The sequence below is a fragment of the Mucilaginibacter sp. genome (assembly GCF_025359345.1).
Classification (GTDB): Bacteria; Bacteroidota; Bacteroidia; order Sphingobacteriales; family Sphingobacteriaceae; genus Mucilaginibacter.
Map to the genome: position 1 here is coordinate 175,003 of NZ_JANYGQ010000009.1, position 13,109 is coordinate 188,111.

The 13,109-nt window shown below is 44.0% G+C and carries 13 protein-coding genes; 8 read left to right on the forward strand and 5 right to left on the reverse strand.

Annotated elements, in window-relative coordinates; all coding sequences use genetic code 11:
- Positions 1 to 80 precede the first annotated feature (80 nt).
- Both Q0R52_RS04490 and dtd read right to left on the reverse strand, forming a co-directional pair.
- Positions 81 to 455, reverse strand: coding sequence for a GxxExxY protein (locus tag Q0R52_RS04490; protein ID WP_295792555.1), 375 nt, complete (start codon positions 453 to 455; stop codon positions 81 to 83).
- 137 nt (positions 456 to 592) lie between these two features.
- Positions 593 to 1,051, reverse strand: a complete 459-nt coding sequence (dtd, locus tag Q0R52_RS04495; protein WP_295792558.1) for a D-aminoacyl-tRNA deacylase — start codon at positions 1,049 to 1,051, stop codon at positions 593 to 595.
- Positions 1,052 to 1,222: 171 nt separating this feature from the next.
- On the opposite strand from dtd, the gene Q0R52_RS04500 reads away from it, so the two are divergent.
- Positions 1,223 to 2,458 (forward strand): cystathionine gamma-synthase family protein, encoded by a 1,236-nt coding sequence (locus Q0R52_RS04500; RefSeq protein WP_295792560.1) that lies wholly within the window; start codon positions 1,223 to 1,225, stop codon positions 2,456 to 2,458.
- 116 nt (positions 2,459 to 2,574) lie between these two features.
- On the opposite strand, the gene Q0R52_RS04505 is transcribed toward Q0R52_RS04500, so the two are convergent.
- Together Q0R52_RS04505 and rsgA are read right to left on the reverse strand one after the other, a co-directional pair.
- Positions 2,575 to 3,501, reverse strand: a complete 927-nt coding sequence (locus Q0R52_RS04505) for a hypothetical protein (RefSeq protein ID WP_295792561.1) — start codon at positions 3,499 to 3,501, stop codon at positions 2,575 to 2,577.
- Between the two features lie 52 nt (positions 3,502 to 3,553).
- On the reverse strand, positions 3,554 to 4,474 hold the full coding sequence (gene rsgA, locus Q0R52_RS04510; RefSeq protein ID WP_295792563.1) for a ribosome small subunit-dependent GTPase A: 921 nt from the start codon (positions 4,472 to 4,474) through the stop codon (positions 3,554 to 3,556).
- A 46-nt stretch (positions 4,475 to 4,520) separates the two neighbouring features.
- Here rsgA and Q0R52_RS04515 point away from each other — a divergent pair, with 46 nt between their 5' ends.
- The 7 genes from Q0R52_RS04515 (at position 4,521) to Q0R52_RS04545 (ending at position 12,081) form a co-directional block, all read left to right on the forward strand.
- Complete coding sequence (locus Q0R52_RS04515; RefSeq protein WP_295792566.1) at positions 4,521 to 5,309, forward strand: carbon-nitrogen hydrolase family protein; 789 nt, start codon at positions 4,521 to 4,523, stop codon at positions 5,307 to 5,309.
- A gap of 60 nt (positions 5,310 to 5,369) precedes the next feature.
- Entirely contained in the window at positions 5,370 to 5,582 is a 213-nt protein-coding gene (locus Q0R52_RS04520; RefSeq protein WP_295792567.1) for a hypothetical protein, read from the forward strand.
- Positions 5,583 to 5,882: 300 nt separating this feature from the next.
- On the forward strand, positions 5,883 to 8,330 hold the full coding sequence (thrA, locus tag Q0R52_RS04525; protein WP_295792568.1) for a bifunctional aspartate kinase/homoserine dehydrogenase I: 2,448 nt from the start codon (positions 5,883 to 5,885) through the stop codon (positions 8,328 to 8,330).
- A 50-nt stretch (positions 8,331 to 8,380) separates the two neighbouring features.
- Positions 8,381 to 9,388, forward strand: a complete 1,008-nt coding sequence (locus Q0R52_RS04530; protein WP_295792570.1) for a homoserine kinase — start codon at positions 8,381 to 8,383, stop codon at positions 9,386 to 9,388.
- Positions 9,389 to 9,590: 202 nt separating this feature from the next.
- The gene (gene thrC / locus Q0R52_RS04535; RefSeq protein WP_295792571.1) at positions 9,591 to 10,901 is read left to right on the forward strand and encodes a threonine synthase; all 1,311 of its coding nucleotides are present in this window, start codon (positions 9,591 to 9,593) and stop codon (positions 10,899 to 10,901) included.
- Positions 10,902 to 10,980: 79 nt separating this feature from the next.
- Positions 10,981 to 11,457, forward strand: coding sequence for a GNAT family N-acetyltransferase (locus tag Q0R52_RS04540; RefSeq protein ID WP_295792574.1), 477 nt, complete (start codon positions 10,981 to 10,983; stop codon positions 11,455 to 11,457).
- An 18-nt stretch (positions 11,458 to 11,475) separates the two neighbouring features.
- Positions 11,476 to 12,081, forward strand: a complete 606-nt coding sequence (locus tag Q0R52_RS04545; RefSeq protein WP_295792576.1) for an HAD family phosphatase — start codon at positions 11,476 to 11,478, stop codon at positions 12,079 to 12,081.
- Between the two features lie 128 nt (positions 12,082 to 12,209).
- On the opposite strand, the gene Q0R52_RS04550 is transcribed toward Q0R52_RS04545, so the two are convergent.
- Positions 12,210 to 13,103, reverse strand: a complete 894-nt coding sequence (locus tag Q0R52_RS04550) for a flavin reductase family protein (protein WP_295792578.1) — start codon at positions 13,101 to 13,103, stop codon at positions 12,210 to 12,212.
- Positions 13,104 to 13,109: the final 6 nt, after the last annotated feature.

Below are 13,109 nucleotides of genomic sequence, written 5' to 3' on the forward strand. Positions count from 1 at the left end.
TACACGAATTATTTCGAATTACACGAATTAAAAAACAAATTTGAATGAGCTCCTGATTTATTTTGGCATAAAGCTGCAACCTAAAAGATTACACGTTGAGATTCCAGCGACGACTTTCCAAAATTTATAACAATACCTAGTCGAAGGCCTGATGCTTTAAGATAATTCAGCGTTTGTTTAATATAAGAATCACCAATGTAGCTCCCGATTTTTATCTCAAGAATGATAGTGTCATAAAGAACAAAATCTGCGACAAAGTAATGTTTTAGTTTTTGCTCTTTATATATAATAGTATACAGCTTTTCCCTCACGAAGGGAATTTCTAATCTCATTAATTCAAGCTCCAGTGCATCCTTATAAACCGCTTCCTTAAAACCATGCCCCAGTATTTTATGCACTTCGAAACAAGCTCCAATAATTTTATATGATTCCTCTTTAAATAATATTTCAGCCATAAAATTCTGCACTAATTACACGAATTTATTCGAATTTCACCAATCATGTTTTTAGCTCATGAAATTAAATTATAAACCTCTCTTCCGATTTCAATTCGTAAAATTCGCCTTAATTCGTGAAATTCGTGTATTTTGTTTTAGTGGTTGTCCTTATCCTTCGTATCCATAATAATAGTCACCGGCCCATCATTCAATAGGCTGATTTTCATATCAGCGCCGAAAATTCCGGCTTCCACTTTTTTACCAGTAAGTTCAGTCATGGTTTTTATCATTTGCTCGTACATAGGTATGGCTTTCTCCGGTTTTGCAGCCCTTATAAACGATGGCCGGTTTCCTTTTTTAGTTTGAGCGAATATGGTAAACTGTGATATCAATAAAATGCCACCATCAACATCTGCGAGGGCTTTATTCATTAACCCGTTTTCATCACTGAATACGCGCAGGTTAGCTATTTTCTGGGCCAGCCATTGCAGGTCATCGTCTGTATCGGCATCTTCAATGCCAAGTAATACCAAAAAACCTAAGCCTATCTCGCCCGTTATTTCGTCATTTACTTTACAGCTTGCTTGGGTCACCCGTTGTATAACAGCTCTCATAAATTATTAAACACTAATTGGCACGAATTTATTCGAATTTCACGAATTAGCCGCAATCAGTTCAAATTAAACCGTAACGGGGCAAATAATGTAAAAGTTCCGTCCAATTTTCATATCCTTTGGTTATTCAATTAGTGAAATTCGAATAAATTCGTGAAATTCGCGCCCATCATGACTACTAAAAGAGGCTTCACTACTACTATACTTCACTCCGACCGCTTAGGCAAACCCGAACACGGTGCATTACACAAACCCATACATACTGCTGTAACTTATGGTTACGACGATGTGCAAGACCTGGTTGATATTTTCCAGAATAAAAAGAAAGGGTATGCTTACTCTCGCCAGGGAAACCCTACTGTAACTGCGCTGGAAACCAAGGTTACTAATATGGAAAATGGCATGGCTACCATCGCTTTTTCAACCGGGATGGCGGCAATATCGGCAACTATTTTGGCGCTGATTAAGCATGGCGACCATGTGCTTGCGAGTTCCTTTTTGTTTGGAAATACACGAAGCGTGTTTCAGTCGTTTATGGATATGGGGCTGGATATTACTTTTACCGATGCTACATCTGTCGATAATATTAAAGCTGAACTAAAAGATAATACCCGTTTAGTTTTTGTTGAAACCATTGCCAACCCTGCTACCCAGGTTGCCGACCTTAAGCAAATCGGCGACTTATGCGAACAAAAAGGGATCATCTACGTGGTTGATAACACCATGACATCGCCCTATATTTTTAAACCGGTTGATGTAAAAGCCAGCCTTGTTATTAACTCATTGACCAAATACATTGGTGGCCATGGCAATGCGCTTGGCGGCAGTGTGACCGATACCGGCTTATTTGATTGGAGCAATTTCCCTAACATATTCCCAACCTTTAAAACCCAGGTTAAGCCCGAAGTTTTGGGAATGACCCAAATTCGCAAAAAAGGTCTGCGTGATGCCGGTGGTACTTTGGCGCCCGAAGCTGCCCACTCAATTTCTGTGGGATCCGAAACATTGGCCTTGCGGCTTGAACGCGCTTGCAGCAATGCGATGGCGCTGGCTACTTTTTTTGAAGGGCACCCGCTAATTAAAAAGGTATACTATCCGGGTTTAGAATCGCACCCGCAACATAAACTGGCAGACGAGCTATTTTACAAATTCGGTGGGTTGATGAGTATCGAACTGGATAACAGCATTGATTGTTTTGCGTTTTTAAATAAACTGAAGCTGGTTATTAAATCGAGCAACCTGGGCGATACCCGTACGCTGGCTATTCCTGTTGCACATACCATATTTAACGAGTTGGGCGCTGCTAAACGGGCCGAGATGGGGATATCTGATTCAATGATTCGCCTATCGGTAGGTATTGAGGATTTGGATGATTTGCTGGAGGATTTTAAGAAAGCGCTAGCATAGAATAAAACCGACGGGAGTCAAGAATTAAGGATGAAAAATACAAACAAACTTCTTTTCTTGATTCTTGCCTTCCGTTGTTACCGGTAAATAATCAGCCAAAGATTTATCGCAGTTGCTTATTTTCCAAAAAACCATTTAACCGTTTCCCAAAAAGTTTTGGTCGGTCCTTCTTCATCTTCTTCAACGTCCTTTCGCTGCCGCTTCGGTCCGGGGGGATTAACCGGCACGGTGTTTCCTGTCGCGGGGAAGGTTTGTTCATTAAATGCCTTAAACCTGTAAAGCGACTCGCGAAACCCGTCTTCGCCAAAGTTGTTAAGTTTGATCAACTCGTCTTTGTCAATCAATTCAATAAATACGTACGCTTTGGTATATAAAATGTGTTCGTTGATTATCGCGGTTATTTCATCCAGGGATTCTTCGGAATCATCATATACCGAGCCTAATACCTTTATTGTGTTTTCCAACGGCTCCATCAGGTACAATGTAAATTTCCCAAACTTTTGCAGCAGCAGTTCATTCATTGTCATATCAACCCGGAATAGAGGATTGTCCTTGTAAGCAACTGCCAGCCCCAACCCGAAAAACTTTAGCGGCCCGTCGTTAATTTGTCCCCAGATGCCTCCTTTTTTTTCAAAATACTCGCGGGTAAAAGGTTCGAAGTGCCAGGTTTGATAGTTGTCGCTGATTAATTTAAGCAGTTTTACATGTGCTATATGGTCAATTTCTTCATCGAGGATTACTTCCCCGGCCAGCATAACCTTCCCTTCAGAAGTGCATTGGCCCCCAAAACAATCCACCTCTACAAAAGCGATCTTTTTTTCAGGGTTCAGCTTCGATATTGCAGCCGGACTATTCTCCAGTATGTCGTCAATTTCTTCCCTGTCTATCTCCTTAAGGTCAATTTGTCCTACAATGCCTTTGAATGGATGTATAACCTGGCGGATTTTTGCCTGCGGAAACAGGTTGCTAATGTCGGTGTGTAATTTTGTATAATCACCGGTTCCATCAACCGCTGTAATTATGCTAAATGTGTTATAGCTCATATTTATTGCTAATTTTCAACTAACCTCTAAACTCCAGCATATAATCACTAACCTACGCCCTCGTATCATTTCCGTTATAAATACTCAAATAACTTTCATAGCGTGACAGTTCGATTTCGCCTTCCTGCACGGCTTCAAGCACGGCACAACCGGGTTCGTTAATGTGGCGGCAGTTGTTAAAGCGGCATTGGTTCATCCGGTCGCGCATTTCGGGGAAGAAGTGGCTTAGTTCCTGTTTTTCTATGTCGATAATACCGAGTTCGCGTATACCGGGGGTATCTATAATGAAACCGCCCTGCGGCAGTTCAAACATTTCGGCAAAGGTGGTAGTGTGCATGCCTTTGTCGCTCCAGTCGGATACCTGGTGGGTGCGCAGGTCGAGGTCGGGCAATAAAGCGTTTATCAGGCTCGATTTGCCCACGCCGGAGTGTCCGGAAAATAGGGTGACTTTATCTTTGAGTAATTCCTGCACCTGGTCAATATTGGTTCCCTCCAGGGCCGATACTTCAAAACAGGGATAGCCTACTTTTTCGTAGACTGCTTTATAATCTGCCAAAACTTCAAGGCCTTCATCGCTAAACAGATCCAGCTTGTTAAAAATCAGTTTGGCAGGGATATCGTATGCCTCGGCCGTTACCAAAAACCTGTCGATAAAACCTAATGACGTGCGGGGTGAAGCGAGCGTAACTACCAGCAAAGCCTGGTCGAGATTGGCAGCAAGTATTTGCCCCTGTTTCGACAGGTTGATGGATTTGCGGATAATGTAGTTTTTACGTTGTTGTAAATTGGTAATTACGCCGGTTTCCTGGTCGGGCTCCATTTCAAAATCTACGATGTCGCCAACAGCCAGGGGGTTAGTGGTAACAATGCCCATTGTGCGAAACTTCCCTTTTATGCGGCAGTCAATACGCTTGCCATCGGGTAGTTGCACCTGGTACCAGCTTCCGGTTGATTTTATAATTAATCCCTGCATTTTGAAGCAAAGGTATTAAATTTGTTAGCATCCGTTTATTTACGTTATGAAAGTAGCAGTTGCCTCTCCTCCATTCCCAAAATCTATTAACGACGGGCTTTACTGGCTTGAAAAATTGACCAAAGAAGCCGCCGGAAAAGGCGCAGCAATTGTTTGCTTCCCCGAGTCGTTTATTCCGGGTTACCCCTTGGAAGAAAATGAAATTGAGCCAGGCTCGCCCGAAAAAATGCAAACGGCACTTCAAAAAGCAAGTGCAATAGCCGCCGAAAACAACATCGCCATTATTTTGCCGATGGACTGGTACGACGACGACAAGGTTTACAACATCGCCCATGTAATTTCGCGCAAGGGTGAGGTACTGGGCTACCAGGCCAAAAACCAGTTAGACCCAAGCGAGGACAATATTTGGTCGGCGGGAACCACGCGCCATATATTTGAAATAGACGGAGTAAAAATTGGCGTCACCATTTGCCACGAGGGGTTTAGATACCCTGAATCTGTGCGCTGGGCTGCACGCAACGGGGCGCAGATAGTTTTTCATCCACATTGCACTGGCAGCAATATTGAAGGGCCGCAGCTAACAGAATTTGGTCACAAAAACAATCCTTATTACGAGAAAGCAATGATGATGCGTGCGCTGGAAAATACTATCTATTTCGCCAGTTCGAACTACGCATCCCTGTTTCCTGATTCGGCCAGCGCGCTGATCGCCCCCGATGGTAAATGTGTTGCCCACAGTGCGTATGGGCTACCGGGTGTTTTTGTGGCTGAAATTAATTTGGAAAAGGCGACAGGACTACTGGCTAAACGGCTTAAGCCGGAGAATTATTATTAAAGTCTGAAAGAATGTATACAGCGACAAATTTATTTCCAAATGGTATTTATATAAAGAGGTATGACAAAAATCAACACTAAAAAAGTAAAATTATCAAAGCACATGAAACAGTTGAAGTTGGATGGTGAATCTGTAGAAAATGATGAGCTGCCCTATACCGATGAAATAAAAAACACCCTCGACAAACGTTATAATGAATATAAAAATGGCATCGACCTGATAAGCCCGAGCGAAAGTCATCGAAAGATTTACAAACTACTCGCTTCGAATTAATTTAACTGCGAAACGCAAAGTATTGCGCCACTGCATGCTTTCAATTACCATAATCGCAATTGGCTTACCGAATTCGGCCACCTTATTCAAATTTTCATAAAAAATAAAATACCTCTTGCTTATTAAAAAAATATCTACTTCCTTTACAGACATTATATGATACTTACAATCACCACATCGACAACTACAACAACCACCAGCATTAAATCCGGAGGAAGATAGTCGTATGGTGTAAAAACATAAAAACCACATGAACGCCTTCCTCCGAAAAGAGGAAGGCGTTTTGTTTTAATAACCATTATGAAGATTCTAAAATTTGGCGGTACTTCCGTAGGCTCTGTTCAAAGCATCCAAACCTTATTAAACATTTTAAAGGCTGAAGTTGATAAAGGCGAAAAGCCTGTTGTCGTCCTCTCTGCCATGAGCGGTGTAACCAACCTGCTGGTATCAATGGCTGAAGGCGCCGCAAACGGGGTTGATTTTACGCCATCGTTAGCTGAATTGGAAAGACGCCATTTTGATGTAGTTAAGGCTTTATTGAACATTCAAAACCAAAACCCCGCCTTAACCCGCCTTAAGATATTTTTTAACCAGCTGGAAGATTTGCTGCAGGGCATACTTACTTTACAAGAACTTACCCCAAAAACCCGCGATCAAGTACTAAGTTTCGGCGAGCGCTGCTCGACCCTGATGATCTGCAAAATTGCCGCGCAGCATTTCCCGCAGTCGCATTGTGTGGATGCTGCGGATTTAATCAGGACCGATAGCTCGTTTGGCCAGGCAAAAGTAAATATCGAATTGACAGAGCAATTGATCCGCGGCTATCAGCAGGAACACAGCGAAAAAATGCTTTTTGTAACCGGCTTTATCGCCGCGAATGATCAAGGTCAGGTAACCACCCTCGGCCGTGGCGGCAGTGATTATACCGCCGCTATATTTGGCTCTGCCTTAAATGCGCAGGAAATACAAATCTGGACCGACGTTAACGGCATGATGACTGCGGACCCCCGCATGGTAAAAAAAGCGTTCAGTCTGCCCGAACTTACCTATACCGAAGCGATGGAGCTATCCTACTTTGGCGCGAAGGTTATTTACCCGCCAACCATGATACCGGCATTTTTGAAGAAGATCCCGATCGTCATCAAAAACACTTTTGAACCGGAGTTTGAAGGAACTGTTATCCGTCACGATTGCAAACCATCAAATCTGCCAATAAAGGGCATTTCGTCCATCAATAACATCAGCATTATTAACCTTGAAGGCAGCGGTATGGTGGGTAAATCTGGCTTTAGCGGCAGGCTGTTTTCATTACTGGCCAGGGAGCAAATCAACATTATATTGATTACCCAGTCGTCATCTGAGCATAGCATTACCTTCGCTGTTCAGCCAGGCGATACTGAAAGGGCCCGCCAACTGATTGAACAGGAGTTTGAGCTGGAGCTGCTTGCCAAAAAACTGGACGATGTGGTTATAGAGCAGAACCTCGCAATTTTAGCCATCGTAGGCGAAAACATGAAGCAAACGCCCGGCGTATCGGGCAAGCTGTTCCATGCCCTTGGCCGTAATGGCGTTAACGTAAGGGCTATTGCACAGGGTTCTTCAGAGTATAATATCTCCGTAATTATTAGCGCACATGATTTGGCCAAAGCGCTTAATGCGGTACACGATGGCTTTTTTACCCAGCTTACCAAAACACTGCATGCATTTTGTTTAGGAACCGGTAATATCGGCCAAACTTTGTTTAAACAATTGAATGCACACAGCGCTTATTTACAGGAGCACAACGGCATACAGGTTAAAATTGCAGGCATCAGCAATACCCGTAAAATGATTTTTAATGCGGACGGTATATCGTTGGATAGCTGGCAGGATGAATTACAATCATCGGACGAAGCGGCCGATTTAAAAGAGTTTGTGGCCCGCATGAAGAGCATGAACCTGCCCAACTGCGTATTTATTGATAATACCGCCAGCCCCAAACCGGTTGAGTTTTATGAAGAGGTTTTTAAATCGAACATCTCCGTTATCACCTGCAATAAAATCGGGAACTCGGCATCATATAAACAATACAAAACCTTTCATGATGCGGCACATCAGCATGGGGTTGACTTTTTTTATGAGACAAACGTGGGCGCGGGCTTACCCATCATCCGCACGCTAAAAGATTTGATGAACAGTGGCGACAGGATAGCGAAAATTGAGGCTATATTGTCGGGCACTATTTCGTTTATCTTTAATAATTTTAAAGGTGATGCCAACTTCCACGATGTGGTAAAAGAAGCACAGGAAAAAGGTTACACCGAACCCGACCCGCGCGATGATCTGAGCGGCAAAGACTTTATGCGCAAGATTTTGATACTCGCCCGCGATGCAGGTTACCCAATGGAGGAAGCCGATGTGCACATCGAGAATATGTTGCCGCAGGCATGTCTTGATGCCCAAACTGTCGACGATTTTTACGCGGCGCTAAAAGCTGAGGATGCGTTTTTCGCAAAGTTGAAAGCAAAGGCAGCAGCGGAAAATAAGGTAGTGCGGTACATCGGTAAACTGGAAGATGGCAAGGCAGCCATTACCCTGCAAATGGTTGATGAAAGCCACCCGTTCTTCACGCTATCGGGCAGTGATAATATTATTTCATTCACTACCGACAGGTACCGCGAACGGCCACTGGTAGTAAAAGGCCCCGGTGCTGGCGCCGAGGTGACCGCAGCGGGCGTATTTGCAGATTTAATAAATGTGGGAATCTAACGCCGAGCCCCCCTAACCCCCTGAAGGGGGAACTATAACTGATAATTAATATGGAAAATAATATACAAGAACTAAAAAGCCCGCTTGCTAATCAAGCTCTTCCGCCAGCTGGCGGAGGCGGGGGGGGCTCAACGATTGCTGTCTTCGCCCCTGCTACCGTTGCCAACGTAGTTTGTGGCTTTGATGTTTTGGGCTTTGCAGTTAATGAGCCCGGCGACGAGGTAATAATGCGCGTCACCAACAAACCTGGTATTACCATCAGCAAAATTACCGGCGACGATGGCCGTCTGCCGATGGATCCTGCAAAAAATACAGTAAGCGTAAGCGTACAACATTATTTAAACAGTATCGGTCGTGCTGATATCGGGCTGGATATTGAACTTCATAAAAGAATGCCTATCGGTAGCGGTTTAGGCTCCAGTTCGGCAAGTACCGTAGCTGGCTTGTATGCAATAAAAACGCTTTTAGGCGATGATACCGACCCCATAAACCTGCTGCCCTTCGCCATGAAGGGTGAGGAAATGGCCTGCGGTCATGGGCATGCCGATAACGTTGCCCCTGCCCTATTCGGCGGTTTTGTGCTGATACGCAGTTATGAGCCATTGGATGTAGTTAGGCTGCCACACCCGGAAGGTTTATATTGCGCAATTGTATTTCCGGATGTTGACGTGCCCACCCGCGAGGCCCGGCAGATTATCCGCAAGAACATCCTGATGAAAGATGCGGTTACCCAGTGGGGCAATATTGCAGGGTTGGTGAGCGGTTTGTTTATGAACGACATTGACCTGATTGGCCGCAGTATGAAAGATATTTTGGTTGAACCGGTACGCTCCATGCTGATACCCGATTTTTATAAGATGCGCGAAATGGCGATGGAGTTGGGCGCAGTAAGCTTTGGTATCAGTGGTTCAGGGCCATCTGTTTTTGCATTTGCAAGGGATGAAGACACTGCTAATCGCATCACCGAAAAATTGCAAAAACACTTAACCGAGATTAGTATTGGAAGCAATGCTTACATATCGACAATTAATGATAAAGGGCCGAGAGTGATTGGATGATGTGCGAATCACTCACCACGCGTCATTGCGAGGAACGAAGCAACCTCTACGCATGCCAATCATGGAGCAAAAGCATTGTGGGAACCAAAAAGCGGCTTTTATCTATCCACAAACATAAAGGTGCCTGATTGTCCTTAGCAGAGGTTGCTTCGTTCCTCGCAATGACGGAGCTTTTTGAGAAAAAATATTAAGAAACAACAAAATGCAACTATACAGTACCAAAAACTCATCCACCCGCGTATCCTTCAAAGACGCAGTTTTTAACAGCATGCCGCAGGACAAGGGCCTTTATATGCCCGTTACCATCCCGCGGCTTGACGACAAGTTTTTAAACAACCTCGACCAATATACCCTGCCTGAAATTGCCTTCCATGTAGCGCAAAATTTAATCGGCGACGATATACCGGCTCATGATTTAAAAGCTATTATTCATGATGCCATCAACTTTTTAGCCCCGGTAGTAAAGCTGGAAGAAAACGTTTATGTGCTGGAGTTATGGCACGGCCCTTCCCTGGCGTTTAAAGATTTTGGCGCGCGCTTTATGAGCCGGGTGATGAGCTACTTTTTGGAAGAAGGCGAAAAACAACTGGATGTATTGGTAGCAACTTCAGGCGATACCGGCGGCGCGGTGGCGCTTGGCTTTTTGGGTGTTCCCAATACCCGCGTTACCATACTTTACCCTAAAGGCAAGGTGAGCGATATACAGGAACTACAGCTAACCACAAACGGTCAGAACATTCGGGCTGTGGAAGTCGATGGTACTTTTGATGATTGCCAGGCGCTGGTTAAGCAGGCTTTTACTGATAAAGAACTGAATGAAAAATTCAGGTTAACTTCGGCTAATTCCATCAATATTGCACGGCTTATTCCTCAAACGTTTTATTACTTCAATGCTTACGCACAATTACTAAAGCAAGGTATCAGTAAAGCGATCTTCTCTGTACCCAGTGGCAATTTTGGCAATATTGGCGCGGGTTTGTTAGCCTGGAAAATGGGGCTGCCAGTTACACATTTTATTGCAGCCACCAACGCTAATGATACCGTGCCGGAATATTTGAAGTCAGGTGTTTATCAGCCAAAACCATCGGTGGCTACGTTAAGTAATGCCATGGATGTTGGCGACCCGAGCAATTGGGTGCGCATTGCTGATATGTTTAAGGAGGACGTTAATGTTCTCAAAACGCTGGTTACCGGTTATCGTTATAATGATGAAGAAACGCTTGAGGCAATTAAGTTTATTAACGACAATTATAACTACGTAGTCTGCCCTCATACGGCCATTGCCTGGCAAGCCTTGCGCGATTACCAGCAGGATAATTACAAGGCCGATACTGCCGGTGTGTTTTTATCAACCGCCCACCCCTGCAAGTTCCCTGATGTTTTCCCTGAAAGTATTGCCGAGAAAATTGAAGTACCGCAGCAAGTGGAAAATCTGCATAAAAAAGAAAAGCACGCAAAAAGTTTGGGTAAGGATTTTGAAGGATTTAAAAGATATTTGTTGGAGAATGAATAAGTAATTGTTGTTGGGAGGGCACAAACAACGGATTCTAATCCGCCAGCTGTGTCCCCACAGCCGGCCGTTTAAATTACAGATGAAAATACAAACTCAAACATATTTGACACCCGAACAAAAGCAGGCAGCTTTAAAAATCTGGAATTCGGAATACCCGGTTAAACTGCAAATGCCAGGGATGAATGAGTTTGATGCCTTCTTAAGTCCACTCGTCGATACAAAACACTACCTTTTAATTGATGCAGGTAGCCTCGCCGGTTGGGCAGCAACATTTGCCGCAGGGCCGGTACGTAGCTTTTTTATTATGCTAAACAGCGCATACTATGGAAAAGGTTACGGCACTATTTTACTGAACGAGCTAAAAAAAGAAGGTCCTAAATTATTCGCATGGGCAATTGACCATAACAATGATGTAAAACCGGATGGCCGGCCTTATCCATCGCCTATAGATTTTTATCTTAAAAATGGCTTCACAGTTAATAAGGAATTGCGGCTGGAAAATGAACAGTTATCGGCGGTGAATATTTTGTGGGAAGCGAATGGCACTTCCGCGTAAGATTTTTATTTTTACCCTATGATAACCACCATCATCTTCGACCTTGGCGCAGTTTTAATTGACTGGAACCCACACTACATGTACCGCACCATCTTCAGCGACGAGGAAGAAATGAAAAACTTCCTCGCTACTATAACCACTTCCGACTGGAACGAAGAACAGGACGCTGGTCGCCCGCTTGCCGAAGGCACCGAAATACTGGTTAAACAATTTCCGGAGCATGAAGAAAATATACGTGCATTTTATGGCCGCTGGGAAGAAATGCTGGGCGACGCTTTTCACGACACGGTTGAGCTCTTTAAAGAGCTGAAAGAAAGCGGCAAATACAAAACATATGCGCTAACCAATTGGTCGGCCGAGACGTTCCCGGTAGCGTTGGAGCGATTTGAGTTTTTGCATTGGTTTGATGGTATTGTAGTATCAGGCGCCGAAAAAATGCGTAAACCTGCGCCGGAGTTTTACCAGTTATTACTGGATAGGCATAATGTTAAAGCAGAAGAGGCTTTGTTTATTGATGATAACTACCGCAATATTTTAGCAGCTGAAAAATTGGGGATAAAATCGATACATTTTACTGGCGCGGATGTTTTGAGGGAGAAATTGAGTGAGTTAAATATCTTATAATTAGCGTTACAAAACTTTGTCAATGCGAGGGACGAAGCAATCGCAAACTTTGCGAGGCCGCCCTGTAAAGTTCGCGGTTGCCGCGCTCGTTCCTCGCTCGCAATGACAAAATGGATTTAACGGGCTTTTTAAGGTTTCATCAACAATATCTTCCACGCTTCGTCAACATTACCCATATCCAGCGATTCTTTAGCTTTCAAATGTAATTGTAGCTCACGGTTTTGATTATCGCCAATAGTGGCATTCAACAGCGCCTTAATCTCAGGTAATTGGGCGTAGTCTTCAATTTCTTCATCGACAGGTAGGTCCTCAACATTCCCTAACTGCCCCAAATTATTACCGGTAAGTATTTTTGAATTACGAATTGCAAAAGGTATGGCATCAATTCCGATCCCAATATTGCGATTTGGCTTTGCTACGTTGAATAGATTATCTGCGGTAACCCGGCAATACCAATCACCACCGAGGCGGGCGACTAAATCTATTTTTGCCTGGTCAATTTTGCCATAAGGATCCAAAATAGCTTCGTCAACATGTATTAGCTTCACCTCAGCGATTACCAGGTTACCTGCGCCGGCGCTGTCACCTAATGAAATAATATCCTTTACTATGCATTCTAATTGCACCGGCGACTCCGCAACTCTTGGCGGCTTAACCAGGTCAGACGGCAGCATGGTGAAGCCTGCTTTTATAAATTCATTAATGCCTTTTGGATACTCCACACTTGCCAACGATGCCTGCTGAACCATATCGTAGTTAACAATATTGATTACACATTCAGGCACTTCCTTAATGTTTTCCAGCGTGTGTTTGGTCGTATTATCCCTCACCCTACGCGATGGCGAGAACACACAAACCGGCGGGTTCACGCTAAAAACATTAAAATAGCTGAACGGGCTAAGGTTTATGTTGCCTTCTTTATCTATTGTAGACGCAAAGCAAATCGGCCGCGGTGCCACGGCGCAATTTAGTAGTCCTTGTATTTCAACAGGCGATAAATCGGATGTTTTCAGCGTGAGCATGATAAA

Coding starts and splice junctions, on each gene's coding strand:
- rsgA (WP_295792563.1), bottom strand. CDS start 4,474: ATGCAGGGATTAATTATAAAATCAACCGGAAGCTGGTACCAGGTGCAA.
- Q0R52_RS04520 (WP_295792567.1), top strand. CDS start 5,370: ATGACAAAAATCAACACTAAAAAAGTAAAATTATCAAAGCACATGAAA.
- thrA (WP_295792568.1), top strand. CDS start 5,883: ATGAAGATTCTAAAATTTGGCGGTACTTCCGTAGGCTCTGTTCAAAGC.
- dtd (WP_295792558.1), bottom strand. CDS start 1,051: ATGAGAGCTGTTATACAACGGGTGACCCAAGCAAGCTGTAAAGTAAAT.
- Q0R52_RS04530 (WP_295792570.1), top strand. CDS start 8,381: ATGGAAAATAATATACAAGAACTAAAAAGCCCGCTTGCTAATCAAGCT.
- Q0R52_RS04500 (WP_295792560.1), top strand. CDS start 1,223: ATGACTACTAAAAGAGGCTTCACTACTACTATACTTCACTCCGACCGC.
- Q0R52_RS04545 (WP_295792576.1), top strand. CDS start 11,476: ATGATAACCACCATCATCTTCGACCTTGGCGCAGTTTTAATTGACTGG.
- thrC (WP_295792571.1), top strand. CDS start 9,591: ATGCAACTATACAGTACCAAAAACTCATCCACCCGCGTATCCTTCAAA.
- Q0R52_RS04550 (WP_295792578.1), bottom strand. CDS start 13,103: ATGCTCACGCTGAAAACATCCGATTTATCGCCTGTTGAAATACAAGGA.
- Q0R52_RS04515 (WP_295792566.1), top strand. CDS start 4,521: ATGAAAGTAGCAGTTGCCTCTCCTCCATTCCCAAAATCTATTAACGAC.
- Q0R52_RS04505 (WP_295792561.1), bottom strand. CDS start 3,501: ATGAGCTATAACACATTTAGCATAATTACAGCGGTTGATGGAACCGGT.
- Q0R52_RS04490 (WP_295792555.1), bottom strand. CDS start 455: ATGGCTGAAATATTATTTAAAGAGGAATCATATAAAATTATTGGAGCT.
- Q0R52_RS04540 (WP_295792574.1), top strand. CDS start 10,981: ATGAAAATACAAACTCAAACATATTTGACACCCGAACAAAAGCAGGCA.